Genomic DNA, 12,572 nt, shown 5'->3' with positions numbered 1-12,572 from the left:
TGTTCCGCACCGGAGGCCGCGTGTGTGGACCAGCCCACCGTCCTCCCCGCCGACGCGGGGGTGTTCCGTCGCAGTAGCGGGTGAGGAGCTGCAGGCCGTGGTCCTCCCCGCCGACGCGGGGGTGTTCCGCCGTGACGAAAGACCGCTTCCACCAGCTCGTCGTCCTCCCCGCCGACGCGGGGGTGTTCCGGAGGGTGGACCGCACGGTCCGGCGCCGCTGGGGTCCTCCCCGCCGACGCGGGGGTGTTCCGACCTCATCACGAAGGTGACCGGCGCAGGGCTCGTCCTCCCCGCCGACGCGGGGGGTGTTCCGACGGCACCGTGCACCTCGTCGGCTACGGACGGGTCCTCCCCGCCGACGCGGGGGTGTTCCGCTGGGCACGCCTTGTCCGCGAACTTCGAAAGGTTTTTCACCTACCTGGACCTATGCCTTCGGTCTACCGGACTGCCTGAAACAGCATGTCGACCTTTGGACATGCGGTGCAGGGACCGACGTGCGTTCGGGCTCGGGGGCGTACCTACGGCAGCGGTCGTCCGAGGGTGACGCTTCGCTTATGTCATGGCGCGGAAAGAGAGTTGAGTCGTCACAGGTTCCGGTTGGCAGCGTGCGGGGTGGTGGCCTGCGGGAGGCCGAGTGGAGTGGCCTTGAGCTGTGCGGGTCTGTGGGGCACTGTCGGCTTCGTGCGGGTGCCGGTGCCGTGGGCGAGTTCCTCGGTGAGACTGGCCAGGAGCGGGGCGGGTGTGTAGGGGGAGGCGTGGAGGGTCCAGGTGGGGCGGTCGATGCTGGGGCCTGCCCAGAGGGTCCAGGTGGGCAGGGTGCTGGGGTTCTGGGCGGCGAAGGCGTCGAACTGGACGCCGGCGTCGCCTGGGGTGGTCTCCCAGCGGATCCATCGGCCCTCGATGGTGTGCTTCCAGCCGGCGTCGGTGAGAGGGCGGGTGGCTTCGGTGACGGTCTTCTCGGTGGTGGGGCTGCCGATGGCGGTCTCCCAGGCGTCTCCTTCCGCGAGCCTGTTCAGGAGAGTCTTCAGCAGAGGGGCGGGGGTGGCGCCAGTCAGGGTGAGGTGCCACATGCGGTCGGAGACGGGTGTCTCGTAGGCGGCGAAGGTCCAAGCGGTCTCGCGGGGATTCGTTTCGTGGACGAGTTCGGCCCGCAGGGTCTGTGTCTCGTGGATGAGGTGGGTGGTGTCGTCCGACCAGGTGCGCCATTTCTCCCAGTTGTCGTGTTCGGTGACGAACCCGTCGAGGGCGGCGTTGTGGTCCGCCGGGTCGGCGGCGTAGGCGGGAACCATCTCGGTCCGCTGGACGGCCGGTTCAGGTTTCAGCGGGTTTGGCGAGTGCAGTGTGCTGCGGGCTTCGGCGGCCTGACGCTCGACGTCGGTCATGGGCGCGGGCCCGGGGCGCTTCGTGTCGCTGTGGAGGCGTTCGAAGGCGGCGAGAGCATCGGCAGGCGAATCGAAGGTTTCCGCGATCGTGCGCAGGTGGTTCTCGCCGTGGAGGGTGACGCTGCTGCCATCGCGGTAGGAGCCGACGGCGACCATGGTCCATCCGTCGTCGGCGTGGGCGTGGATGGCGAGGCGACCGTGGCGGATGTCGTCGTAGATCTTCTGGGCTTCGTCGGAGACCTCACGGATCTCCTGGCGGGTGCACCAGGGCATGGGATAGTCGGCCCAGGTCCACTCCTCGTCAATGGCTTCACGCAGGCCGGGCGTGATCTCGGTGCTGATGCCTTCGGCGGTGAGCGCCTGGGCGGCCCGTTCCGCCCAGTACGGCTCCTCGTGGTCAATGCGGGCCATGACCAGCGTGCGCTCTTCCACGCTCTCGAAGCCGCGGACGCTCAGGTGGGCGTGGGCGATGTGTCGTGCGGCGCCGGCGACGGTGGCGACGACGGCGCTGCGATGGGAGGGGTGGGTCTCGAGGCGGACGTGCGCGTCGATGGACGGTGTCGTCAAGGCGAGTTGCTCGATTCGGCCTGGGGTCGGGTCATGGGGAGCCGGGCCCTGGGCGGGTAGACGTCAGCGGGAGATGCGGGGGGAGGGCAGGGTCGTCACCGGCGGCGGGCCCGCCCGTGGCGGGGGTGAGGTTCGGGAGTAGGCGGGCATGGTTGGTGGCGTGGGATGGTTGGCCCGCTCCCAGCGGGTGCGCAGCGAGGTGAGGTCTGCCAGTGCGCGACGGCTGCCGACGACGAGCTGGTACGGGGTGGTCGCCGGATCGTCGGTGAACGCTGCGATGCGCGCGCCTACGCGATGTGCGGTCGCGAGGACGGCGCGCTTGAGGATGCGTTCGCCCCAGTAGGGGGGCGAGCCGCCGGGCGGCGTATCGAGGAGGTCGAGCAGCTCCCGGGGCGTGATCTCCGCGGTGAGCAGGCCCTTGTGCTGGGCCTCCCACAGGACGGTGACCGGGTCGACGGGAGCACCGCGCCGGGTCAGGGCGGTCAGGCACTGCCACAGGCCGGCGTGAAGCGGGTGGGTGATGTCCTGGGCGGTCAGCCAGCGCATCTGCTCGGCCTCCGCGGGGTGCGCGATCGCGGTCGCCAGCAGTGACCGCTCCTCGTCGAGTGCTTCTTTGTCGTGGCCGCTGAGCGTGCCGCCGGGTGGTGGCGCCGGCGTGCGGGGCAGGGAACCGGGGTGCGCCCGAAAGCGGGCCGCGAGGTCGTCGGCGCAGCGGGCGAGGGCATCGGCTTCGGCGAGGGCCGCGGAGACGGGCTGGGGGAGCGTGGTGTCTGTCGCGGTTTGCTTGAGGCGGTGGGCGTGCAAGCGCAGGGTGCGGCGAGCGTGGTCGGTCTCGACCATCCGCGCGTAGGCGGGTGCGTGCTTGGGCCATGGGCAGATCTGGACCAGCGTGTGCAGGTAGGAGGCGGTCAGTCCGCGGGTGTGCTTTCGGGCGGTGGTCAGGACCGCGGTCAGCCAGCTGGCGTCCTTGGCGTGTCGGCCGGGATCGGGGGTCGGCAGCGAGCGGATCGCGGCGAACAGGGCGCCATGGGCGTGCTGGGCGAAGGAGTCGGGTTCGACTCCGGTGATGTCGGGGAGACGGTGGGGTTCAAGGAGGAGGGCGCCGAGGAGGGCCTGCTCGGCGTAGTACACCGGCCGCGGTTCAGGCAGCGTGTCGAGGCCCTCGTCCTTGTCGGGAGCGTGGTCGGGGAGCATCAGGCAGCGAGGGTGAAGTCGTCGGGGTTGAGCGGCACTCGGAGGTGCGGGGCGAGGAGGTGGGCGGCGAGTAGCGGGGGCACGGCGTTACCGATCTGGGAGAACTGCTGGCCCTTGTTTCCTTGCCAGGGGTAGTCGGCGGGGAAGGTCTGCAGGACGCCGGCCTCCCGGGCAGTGATCCGGATCGGCTCCGGGGCTGCAGGGGGCTCGCCCTCGGACGGGACACCGACGGGCTCGGCGACCCAGGTGCACTCGTTCGCGCGGTGCCCGAAGAACAGGGTCCCGGCGGGCTCGTCCAGCGGCCGGACGGTGGCGTTGGCCTGGTTGTTGCTGCGCAGTGCCCACTTCCAGTGGGTGGCCTTGCTGGTGAACATGGGCGCCGGGCTTCCCGCGGGGGTAGCCGATCGGGTGCCGTGCCGCGCGGCCCAGCCTGCTCCGCGGGTCTGCGGTTCGAGCACCACCTCCGTGGGAGCCGCCTGCGGGCGCCACAGACCTCGCTTACGGGCGTTGGCGAGACTCTGGCGTGAGCCGGAAGGGAAGGGCTCGGGGCCGCCGCCCGGTCCGCCCCCGGCGCACACGGTGGGGACAGGCCGCTCGGTGGCGCCCCAGCCGAGGGCCTCCGCCATGCTGACCCACCGGGCGCGGCCCGGTCCGAACAGCGACTCGGGTTCGGCGACTTGGGCGTGGGTGGGCGCGGGTGGTTGGGCTGTACGGATGCGGGAGGCGAGGAGGATTGCTCGCCGTCTCGTCTGGGGGACGCCGTAGTCGGCGGCGTTGAGGATGCCCGTCCAGACGGAGAAGCCCCAACGGCGCAGGACGGCCGCGTACTGCCGCCACAAGGGCAGGATGTCAGGGACCTCCTCCATGGCGACCCACTCGGGTTCGCCGACCGCATTCAGGGCGTGGAGGTAGCGCATCGGTTCGGCGGCCAGCATGCTGCGCTCGTCCCGGCAGGCGGCCAGCAACTTCTCGCGAGTGTCCCGCCCGGCGGCCAGGTCCGCGACAGCCTGGTGCACCAGCGGCTGGTCCACCAGGCCCAGGCGCTTGCCAGCCATCGACCATGCCTGGCACGGCGGGCTCGCGATCAGCCCCCATGTTCGGCCGACCCACGGCCACGTCGGGTACAGGGCCACGTCCGTCCGGATGGTCAACTGACCTGCGGCAGTACGGGTCTTGCAAGCCCACTTGTCCCACTCCAGGCCGACGTCCCGAGCACCCAGCACGGTCAGGGCGTGGCTCCAGCCGCCCGGTCCGGCGAAGAGGTCGAGGATCAAGAGGTCAGCCCGAAGTCGCCCTGTGTCGGCGCGTCCGCATCTCCCCGGCAAGCCCAGGGCGAGCACCCGTCGGCCACACCGTGTTCCAGCTCGTACACGTCCGTCGGCTCGCTCTGGAGAGCTGCTCGTTCGGCGGCGGTGACGTGGTCGATCGGTGCCTCGCTGAGGGGTACGCGTGAGCGATGAAGGAATGCCTGGCCGAGCAGCTTGTTGCCGGCGGCGTTGGCCCGGGCGTTGCCCTTTCGGATCGCGGCGTCGAATTCGACGACGTCCTGCCATTCTTCGGGGCTCGTGTCGCGGATGTGGCGCCATTGTGCGTTGCCGTGGAAGGGGCATCCCAGGCATGACGATTTCGGTGTGTCCGCGAGGCCGAGCGACGCCAGGTAACGGACACAGTCGCTACGGGACCAGCCCATCTCGATCAACGGATGGAAGTTCTTCATGTAGCGGACGTCGGCGTCCTTGGCGCGATGGAATTCGTCCGTCGAAATACCGATCCACTGCTCGACGAAAACGTCCTTCGGGATGCGCTGCGGATAGGGATATCCGAGGAGTTCGCGGACCTTCTTCTTGATCGGTTTGATTTTGTACTCACCAGTACATTGGCGCCTGATCATGCCTTGCTTCCCGTCCTGGTTCAGGATGTAAAGAGGCATGGAGGCGAATCGGTGATTTGGGTCGAGGGCGTCGTCGCGAATGTTTCCGGCGGAGACACGCAGCACCGGGATTCCGGCGGGCCTGGCTATCTCTGTCTCCAGGCGGTCGAGGTGCTCATATACAGCAGCCGGTTCCCAACCTGTGTCGGCGAAGATGGCGTAATCGACCTTCGGGAGGACGCCTTCGGCGGAAAGAGCGAGCATGGCGCTGGACTGGACTCCCGCGCCGAGTGATATGGCGCGGAACTGCGGAGGGGCGGAAATGGCAAGTCCTGACGGTGAGATGGTGGGGAGAGTGGGCCGGCGCTCAGCGCTGCGTATGGAGTGCGTGGGAGATGACGGCGACAAGAGCGCCCGCTTTGGCGGGGCGAAGGCTGCTCATCGGCGCCTCCCGCCCGGCTTGCTGGGTGCGGGTACCTTGCCCGGTGATGCTGAGGGCGTCGGTCCGGGCCGCTGAGTGTCCAGCACCAGCTTCCCGGCGGCCGTGACCGTGATGTCCTGGCCGGCGATGGCGGAGTGCTGTGTGTCGATCCGGATCAGGCGGTGCTTCTCCAGCACGGCGAAGGGTGTGGCGTGGATGCTGCTGCCGTCGCCGGCCATGACGCTCCTGCTTCCGCCTCGGCGCTCGTAGCGGCGGGCGCCGCCTTGGGTGATCTTGTCGAGCGCCGTGTACTGGGCGTCGGTCAACTGCGGCAGTGACGGGCGGTGTTCTGGGTGGTCCTTCAGGTCGCGGGCGACCCCGGCCGCCGTGTACTGGCAGCACGTCGCGCACAGGTCGAGGTGGTGGGCGGCCGTGGTCAGGCTCTCGGCCAGGAGGGGCCTGGCCTCGGCGTGCCGGGCTTGGTGCACGGCAGCGTCGTCGGCCGGTGGGCCTCCGGCGAAGGCGGCGGCTTCGAGCGGGTTGTCGGCCACGGCTCTCGCCAGCTGCGAAGCGGCGAGAGAGCCGGAGGCGATGACCTCACTGAGCATCTCCAGGGAGGAACGACTGCCGGGCACGGCTGTGTACTGGCTGCCATCGAGCACGGACAGGCGGACCAAGGCGCGGCCGACGAGCTCGTGGACGGCGAGGATTTTGGGACCGACCTGCTGCAGCATCTCGCTGCCCGGATGGGCGTTCAGGGCGGTGACGGTGGTGTGCAGGGCGGCGAAGTCGGCGCCGAGCTTGCGGAGATGGTCGATCTGTGCGGGCAGGTCAATTTGGCGCATGGTGATGGTGGGGCTCCGGTGGAGTGGCGAGGCGCTGTGATCAGGTCGCAGGGCCGAAGTCGTCCTGCATGGGTGTGTGCTTGGCGACGGCGCGGGTGGTGATGGCCTTCGAAGCACGGGCGGAGGCGGCAGACAGCTCGCCGGCGCCGGGCTCCAGGTACCAGGGGCGCAGGTCGAGCATGGCGGCGCGCATGCCGGTGGCGAAGCACAGGGCGGTGCCCTTGGGCAGGGCGCGGATAGCGTCGGCGGGCAGGATCCGCTCCTGCCGCATGGACACCGAGGTGGACTTGCCGGACTCGGAATGGGAGGTGGAGGTGGTCTCGACGTCGTGGTCGCCGATCAGCCGGGACAGCTTGTCGGCGAAGTCCGGGTCGTCGATGCCGGAGCCGATGACCTTCACGGTGGAGGCGGACCACATGGCGTCCATGCCGGCGTCGCCCCAGACCTTCTGGCCCTGGCGGTAGGACTGCAGGATGGTGATCGGGATGATCCCGCGGCTGCCGAGGTGGGAGTACAGGTCCGGAAGGTCAGAGATCTTGCAGACGTTGGCGGCCTCGTCGAGGATCGCGAGCATCGGCGGGTCGAGGCGTCCGCCGGCGCGCTCTGCCTGGGCGGTCGCGGCCCGCATCACGGAGTCCGCGCATGCAGCGATCAGGGCGCTCGCTCCGCCTCCGCCGTCCTTGCTCAGCAGGTAGAGCGTGTCGGCGGAGGTGACGAACTCGGCCGGTTTGAACTCGGGGACGTTCTTCTGCGGGGTGACCCACACGGCGATCTCGGAGTTCAGCAGGGCGGCGGCGTACTGGCGGGCGGTCTCGTAGATGCCGTCGCGGGTCTCGGGCGGGCCCTCGACGGTGCCCTTGAGCTGGGCGGCGACGGCGGTGAAGCCGTGGTCGCGGAGGATGTCCAGTGGGGTGCGGTCGGCGGGGAACGCGAGCCACTGCATGACGTCGGTGATGGGCCGGTCGTCGAGGGCGGCGGCGAGGAAGAGCTGCGACAGGATGTTGGATCCGGCCTTCGACCAGAAGTCACCCTGCTGTGAGGCGTCCACGCTCGCAGCGAGGAAGTGCCCGGCCAGGCGGCCGGCACCGTCCAGCGTCTTGGCGTCCGCGAGGGGGTTCCACCACATCTCGCGGGACGCGTGGGCGATCTGCTGTGGGTCCATCGACCACCCCCGCCCCACCGCGGTCCGGGCGTCGAGGGTCGCGGTGTACGCGTCGCCCGCCGCCTTGTTCGAGGTCAGCAGGACCGGGCCGGGCGCGTTGAGGATCGAGGGGATCGCCAGCGACGTGGTCTTGCCGGAGCGCGGGGCCATGATCGCGACGGCGACGTCCTCGTACCCCATGCGGACCTCGTGCTTGGTGCCCTGCAGGTTGCCGAGGAGGACGCCTGTGTCCTTGGCGTCGATGCGCTTGGCGGTCTTCAGGCTCGGCCGCAGGGAGCGGGCCTTGTCGGTGATGGCCTTGGCCAGCAGGGGCTCGATGTCCTTGGGCTTGGCCATACCGGCGATCTTCTTCTTCCGTCCTACACCGGTTTTGTGGCGCGACCACAGGACGACGGCTGCGGTGGCGAGCGCGAGCAGCACGGCGGCGGGGACGAGGCGGGCTCCGATGAGCAGGGACGTTTTTCCGGTGTGGGGCCAGAGCTGGTCGGGTTGGAGCAGAGCGGTGGCGGGTGCGTATGCGGCCCAGGGTTGGCCGGCCAGCCAGGCGGTGATGTTGCTGGACAGCCAGGCGAGGTGGGCCAGGGGGACGACGATGGCGGCCACGCCCAGGAGGAGGCGGAAGGCGATGTCGTAGCCGTCGGAGGGCTTGTTGGCGGAAGGGGGCAAGGGCGATGTGCTTCCGGGCGAGGGCGAGGGCGGGAGGCGTGGTTCAGCGGGTGTTGCCCGAGTGGGCCGGGGGGGCGTCGCGGGGTGCTCGGGGCCGCCGGCGGTGCGCTGCGGCGGGCGGTGAGTGTGCGGACGCGGTTCTGCAGGGCGAAGGCGATCAGGCCGACAGGCAGGTTCGCCTCGGCCCGTGTGATGCGGTTCGGGTCGACGGTCTCGGGAGACGAGGGCACCACTACCTCCGTACCGGGGTGGTCCGGCCGACCACGGGCGCCGACTTCGCGGTCGGCGGCGGGGCCAGGCGTGACTGGGTGCTGCGGGCAGTGGTGTTGATGTCGATGACGGCGTGGCCATGGGTGGCCCAGTCGTCGAGGTAGCTCCATGCCTCGGCGTAGTGGTCGACGAGCGCGTCGTCGTACGCCGGAGTGCCGGGCCGGGCAGTGAGGGGGAGGTCGGCGCAGGTCTGCTGCCACTCCTGGTGCAGGGTGTCCAGGCGGTCGAGCGCGTCGCGCAGGGTGCCGAGCTGCCAGGCCCAGCGGGGCTGGACCGTATGGGCGGGCAGTGGGGCGAGTTGTTCTTCTGCGGTGGCGAGGAGTTGCCGTGCGGTGGGGCGGACGGCCTCGAATGCTTCGGCGGTCTCGCGGTCGCGCTGGTGCTGGCGGAGGCCGTAGGCGTGCTCGTCGAACGGCCAGCCGTCGAGGTCGGTGTTCTCTTCGGAGTAGTAGTTCCAGTTGGCCAGGATGTAGGTGCTCTCGCGTAGGAAGGCGGAGAGCTGCTTCAGCGTGGCGCGGTGGGAGTCGGAGGTGGTGGAAATGACGGGTCCTTGTGGGGTGGTGATGTTCGGGGTCCCATGTTTGGCGGTCATCGCCGCAGGGAGGCAGACGGGGATGGCGGCGGAGCGGGGACCTCGGCCGTCTCGGGCTGGGGGCGCCGCCGGGCCGCACGGATCCGGGCACCAAGGGCACGGAGTCGCTCGGTGTGTGCGTCGACCACGTGCTGCGGGGACAGGAGGCTCGGCTCCTGCACGGCGCCGTGGGCGGTGCGGTCGAACATGCCGCGCTGGAGCGGGGCGGGGTCGGCGAGTGCGGTGACGAAGGCTTTCACCAGGCGGGTGGGCGTCTGGGTATCGAACCAGGCGTGCCAGAGTTGGAGGCCACGGAAACCGTGTCCGGGCTCGTGCGCCTCCACGTGCCAGGACACGGTGGCGTGCCGTTCGGGGCGTCGTTCGACGCGGCACGCAGCGTCCGGCGAACTGGCCGCACCGCGCGCATCGATGAGCCAGCCTGCGGCGTCCGCCGCGACCAGGGGGTCGCGTGGATCTACGGTCGAGGGGGTGACGAGGGCATCGGTGACAGCGCTGAGGACCTCGGCGGGGACGAGTTCACCGAACTCTGCGTACCAGCCCGGGTCGGTGTCGGTGGGCTCGGCTCGCAGCCGCCACCGAGCGGCGGTGGCGGACTGCGGGTCGAACTGCAGGCTGTGCCGGTGGTCCGGGCTCGTCAGTACGATCTCGGGGCTCAGCGGGTCGGACGTGCGCGTCCATCCGGCCGCGGCCAGGCCGTGGGTGACGTGTCGGCCGTCGCCGGGGCCGGCCAGGTGGCGCGGACTGGTGTCGAACGGGACGCGCCAGGCGTGGGTGCCAGCGAAGGCGGCGAGCTGCCGTTCGCTCACGGACACGGGCCGCACTCCGACAGGGACTCGGGTGCCTTCCGGTACAGGCCGCGCAGATCGTCGAGAGCGTAGTGGAGGGTGTGCTGGTCGGCCTGCTCCCACGCGGCGGTGCGCAACTCCTGGATCAGGAGGTCGGTTTCGACGGTGTGAGGGGTGGCGGGGTGCTCCTGCACGGCTCGGGCCAGGGCGCGCAGGGCATCGGCGAGCTGGACGGGGACACCGGTGTACTCGTCCAGCAGCGGCTCGATGAGGCCGAGTGCCTCGGCGGGCTCGGGGTTCTCGCGCAGGTACTCGGTGAGCCGGGCCAGGGTCTGGGTGGCGGCGTGGATGTCGCCGGGGGTGGGTGCGGGCACGGGACTCCTTGGAGGTGAGGAGACGAAGGAATCAGCGGTGGGCGCGGGCGCCGCGCTGGGTGGCGCGGGGGCGCGCGGTGGTGGGGGGCTGGTTGGTCTGCCAGGAGGTGCGGGCCCAGGTGGCGGCGCGGGCGGCGGTGATGCGGGCTTGCTGCCAGGCGCTGAGCTGCGAGGGGAGGACCGAGACGGAAGTGGTGCGGATCCGGGTGCTGTGGGGGACGCGTCCGCGGGGGCGCATGACGGGCTCGGGGCTGGCAAGGGCGGCGGCGTAGTTCTGCACGAGGTGCATCGGGGTGGTGGCGGTGAACTGGGCTGTCCAGCAGTTGCCTTGGTGATCCTGGGCTCCGGACCACCACATGGCGTGGCCGTCGGGGGCCTGGTGGAACTGCATCCAGGCCGAGCGGTCGGGGCTCACGGCGGTGATGTGGCCGTCGCTGGGTGGGATGTACCAGCGCTGTTCCTGGAGCGGGGCCCAGACGGTGGGGGCGTGTGCGGAGCGAGGACGGGTGAGCACGTCGGTGAGCCCGGCGACGATTTCGACCGGTGCTTGGCGGCCCAGGATCGCTGTCCATTCATCCTGGTGGGTGGTGGCCTTTCCGTGAATGGTCCATCCGCCGGGCTGGACGAAGGGGTCGTACCCGATGCGGATGCTGCGGTCGGGGCTGTCCATGAGCAGGGGCCCGCCGGGCTTTGATCGGTCCCGCCATCCAGAGGCGCGCAGGAACTCGGAGACGTGACGGACGTCTCCGCCGCCGGCGAGGGTACGGGGCTCGATCAGGTAGTGCTGCTCGGCCTGCTCGCCTGGACTCCAGCCGTGCCATTGCCTTTTCTTCACCGGCGGCGCCGGACGACGAGTGGTGCGGCGTTCGGGGGCGGTGCGGGAGTGGGTGCAGGGCGGGTGGTCAGTTCGGCGAGCGTGTCGGTGTGCTCGTCGAGGTCGAGCGCGATGTCGTGCAGCTCGTTCGCGGCCCGGCCGAGGGCGAGCCAGACCTCGGTCGGCAGGATGCCGCATTCGGCCTGGTCCTTGGCGAAGTGGGAGCCGGTGACGACCAGGTGGGTGACGCGCTCGAGGACACCGTCCTGCGGTTCGAGGACCCGTGCGATGACCTGGATGGCCTCGTGTGCGGGGAGTTGGGAGAGATGGTCGGTGAGCCGGCCGAGCTGACGCGCGATCTCGTCGGCGAGCCGGGCCGGGTAGGGGGCAGTGTGGGGCATGGTCCTCCCGAGCAAGTGGGCGAGGTCAGTGCGGCGGCCGATCTGCATGGGCTGGGGTGCCTCGCGCCGGGGATCGGACGGCGGACCGGCGCGCTCGCTGATGTTTTGCGTCACCGTCCTCTCCCGGCCGAGGCCCTGGTGGTGGGCAGGGCCGGAACGGGCGCCGACGGGGTGGCGGTGGGCGGGATCCGGCCCGAGGGAGACTGAAGCGCGGTGGTGATGCGGTGAGCGTCGAGCTGCGGACCGATCGCCCGTACGGCGCGGGCCTGGGCGGTGGTGTCGTCACCGCTCAGGCGGTAGGTGCCGTCGTCATCGCGGATAAACCCGTTGGCGGTCAGGACTTCGGCGGCCTTCGCGCCGACAGGGGCGGCGGCGAGGCTGCCGTCCGGCTGCCAGGTCAGGACGACGAGGTCCGGCTGGGACGGCCGGATGCCTGCGGCGTTGCAGCGGGCCTAGGCGAGAGCGGTGTCGAGACGGGCCAGTAGGTCGCCGGTGACCAACTCGGCGCTGTGGAACGGGTTGTCCGTCAGGACGATCCCGTCTGGTTCACGCAGACCCAGGAACGCCTCCGCGGGGAGGTTGCTGGGGGCGACGGCGGCGATGAGGAATCCGTCCCGTCCAGGTCGGTCGAGGACGACGAGCTGCGCACCGTCCTGGCGGGTGAGGACCGCCGCTTGCTGGAGCGGGTGCTTGACGAGGGCTTGGGCGACGAGGTCCATGTCCCAGATACGGTCGGTGAGTTCGGCGAGGTCGTCCTTGTCCTCGGCCGGGTGGTGGCTGCTGGTCCAGGCATCGGGCAGTTCACCGGCGAGGACATCGGCGAACGAGACAAGGCGTCCGGAGTCGTGGTCGTGCATGTCTTCCTTGGTCAGATGGGACGGCGTCAGCGGCGAAGCCCGACGACGGTGGGCGGAGGCGGTACTGGCACGGCACGTGGCGGGGCGGGCAGGCGCACATGCTGGAGCGTTCGCGCTCTGTGGCGGGGATCTCTTCCGCGTAGGTGCTGCGGCCGGGGTGCAGGGGTGCCGGTCTGCGAGGTAGCGCAGGCCACATGTGGGTCGGCGGCCTCGTCCATGCCGTCGTGGGAGGCAGCCAGCTCGGTGAGGACCTCGGCCCCTCGTCAGTGGTGGTGACCTTGCGCATGAACTCGGCGAGCTGTGCGACCTGGGCGCCCAGCGGCAGTCAGTGAAGGCGGGGCGCCGGGCGGTGTGAAAGTCCTTGTCGCAGTC

The 12,572-nt window shown here is 70.5% G+C and carries 13 protein-coding genes and 1 CRISPR repeat array (1 of these 14 only partly in view); of the genes, 1 reads left to right on the top strand and 12 read right to left on the bottom strand.

From position 1 onward, the window contains the following. Positions 1-374: direct repeats of the CRISPR family, unit length 29 nt; unit sequence GTCCTCCCCGCCGACGCGGGGGTGTTCCG; it reaches 754 nt to the left of the window's first position. A gap of 210 nt (positions 375-584) precedes the next feature. The 11 genes from V4Y04_RS02825 to V4Y04_RS02775 form a co-directional block, all read right to left on the bottom strand. Beyond that, positions 585-1,949: a DUF317 domain-containing protein gene (locus V4Y04_RS02825; protein ID WP_332425586.1), complete on the bottom strand. Its 1,365-nt coding sequence runs from the start codon at positions 1,947-1,949 to the stop codon at positions 585-587. 63 nt (positions 1,950-2,012) lie between these two features. Then, a complete protein-coding gene (locus V4Y04_RS02820; protein WP_332425584.1) occupies positions 2,013-3,143 on the bottom strand; it encodes a DnaB-like helicase N-terminal domain-containing protein in 1,131 nt (376 codons plus the stop codon). Then, positions 3,143-4,417 carry a DNA cytosine methyltransferase gene (locus V4Y04_RS02815; RefSeq protein ID WP_332425582.1) on the bottom strand — a complete coding sequence of 425 codons (1,275 nt, stop codon included), beginning with the start codon at positions 4,415-4,417 and terminating at the stop codon, positions 3,143-3,145. Before V4Y04_RS02815 ends, V4Y04_RS02820 begins: the two co-directional genes overlap by 1 nt. After that, positions 4,414-5,277, bottom strand: a complete 864-nt coding sequence (locus V4Y04_RS02810; protein WP_332425581.1) for a hypothetical protein — start codon at positions 5,275-5,277, stop codon at positions 4,414-4,416. The genes V4Y04_RS02815 and V4Y04_RS02810 overlap by 4 nt, the downstream gene beginning before the upstream one ends. Positions 5,278-5,451: 174 nt before the next feature. Continuing rightward, a complete protein-coding gene (locus tag V4Y04_RS02805) occupies positions 5,452-6,279 on the bottom strand; it encodes a hypothetical protein (RefSeq protein ID WP_332425580.1) in 828 nt (275 codons plus the stop codon). A gap of 40 nt (positions 6,280-6,319) precedes the next feature. Next, complete coding sequence (locus V4Y04_RS02800; protein ID WP_332425579.1) at positions 6,320-8,107, bottom strand: type IV secretory system conjugative DNA transfer family protein; 1,788 nt, start codon at positions 8,105-8,107, stop codon at positions 6,320-6,322. Between the two features lie 232 nt (positions 8,108-8,339). Continuing rightward, entirely contained in the window at positions 8,340-8,969 is a 630-nt protein-coding gene (locus V4Y04_RS02795; RefSeq protein ID WP_332425578.1) for a hypothetical protein, read from the bottom strand. Next, positions 8,966-9,781 carry a DUF317 domain-containing protein gene (locus tag V4Y04_RS02790; RefSeq protein ID WP_332425576.1) on the bottom strand — a complete coding sequence of 272 codons (816 nt, stop codon included), beginning with the start codon at positions 9,779-9,781 and terminating at the stop codon, positions 8,966-8,968. Before V4Y04_RS02790 ends, V4Y04_RS02795 begins: the two co-directional genes overlap by 4 nt. After that, positions 9,772-10,128, bottom strand: coding sequence for a hypothetical protein (locus V4Y04_RS02785; protein WP_332425574.1), 357 nt, complete (start codon positions 10,126-10,128; stop codon positions 9,772-9,774). The genes V4Y04_RS02790 and V4Y04_RS02785 overlap by 10 nt, the downstream gene beginning before the upstream one ends. 31 nt (positions 10,129-10,159) lie before the next feature. Further along, complete coding sequence (locus V4Y04_RS02780) at positions 10,160-10,963, bottom strand: DUF317 domain-containing protein (RefSeq protein WP_332425572.1); 804 nt, start codon at positions 10,961-10,963, stop codon at positions 10,160-10,162. Next, positions 10,960-11,343, bottom strand: a complete 384-nt coding sequence (locus V4Y04_RS02775) for a hypothetical protein (RefSeq protein ID WP_332432686.1) — start codon at positions 11,341-11,343, stop codon at positions 10,960-10,962. Before V4Y04_RS02775 ends, V4Y04_RS02780 begins: the two co-directional genes overlap by 4 nt. A 224-nt stretch (positions 11,344-11,567) precedes the next feature. Between V4Y04_RS02775 and V4Y04_RS37660 the strand changes: the two genes are divergently transcribed. Next, a complete protein-coding gene (locus tag V4Y04_RS37660; protein ID WP_443079937.1) occupies positions 11,568-11,828 on the top strand; it encodes a hypothetical protein in 261 nt (86 codons plus the stop codon). Here the strand turns inward: V4Y04_RS37660 and V4Y04_RS37655 are convergent. After that, the gene (locus tag V4Y04_RS37655) at positions 11,796-12,200 is read right to left on the bottom strand and encodes a hypothetical protein (RefSeq protein WP_443079936.1); all 405 of its coding nucleotides are present in this window, start codon (positions 12,198-12,200) and stop codon (positions 11,796-11,798) included. The two genes, V4Y04_RS37660 and V4Y04_RS37655, sit on opposite strands and share 33 nt — an antisense overlap. Between the last annotated feature and the right edge of the window lie 372 nt (positions 12,201-12,572).

Source organism: Streptomyces sp. P9-A2, from assembly GCF_036634175.1.
GTDB lineage: Bacteria > Actinomycetota > Actinomycetes > Streptomycetales > Streptomycetaceae > Streptomyces > Streptomyces pratens.
This window is presented reverse-complemented; position numbering and strand designations above follow the sequence as displayed.

Bases quoted from the DNA above. Each gene is read 5' to 3' on its own strand.
- V4Y04_RS02820 (WP_332425584.1), bottom strand. From the start codon at position 3,143: ATGCTCCCCGACCACGCTCCCGACAAGGACGAGGGCCTCGACACGCTG.
- V4Y04_RS02810 (WP_332425581.1), bottom strand. From the start codon at position 5,277: ATGCTCGCTCTTTCCGCCGAAGGCGTCCTCCCGAAGGTCGATTACGCC.
- V4Y04_RS02805 (WP_332425580.1), bottom strand. From the start codon at position 6,279: ATGCGCCAAATTGACCTGCCCGCACAGATCGACCATCTCCGCAAGCTC.
- V4Y04_RS02795 (WP_332425578.1), bottom strand. From the start codon at position 8,969: ATGACCGCCAAACATGGGACCCCGAACATCACCACCCCACAAGGACCC.
- V4Y04_RS02775 (WP_332432686.1), bottom strand. From the start codon at position 11,343: ATGCCCCACACTGCCCCCTACCCGGCCCGGCTCGCCGACGAGATCGCG.
- V4Y04_RS37655 (WP_443079936.1), bottom strand. From the start codon at position 12,200: ATGCACGACCACGACTCCGGACGCCTTGTCTCGTTCGCCGATGTCCTC.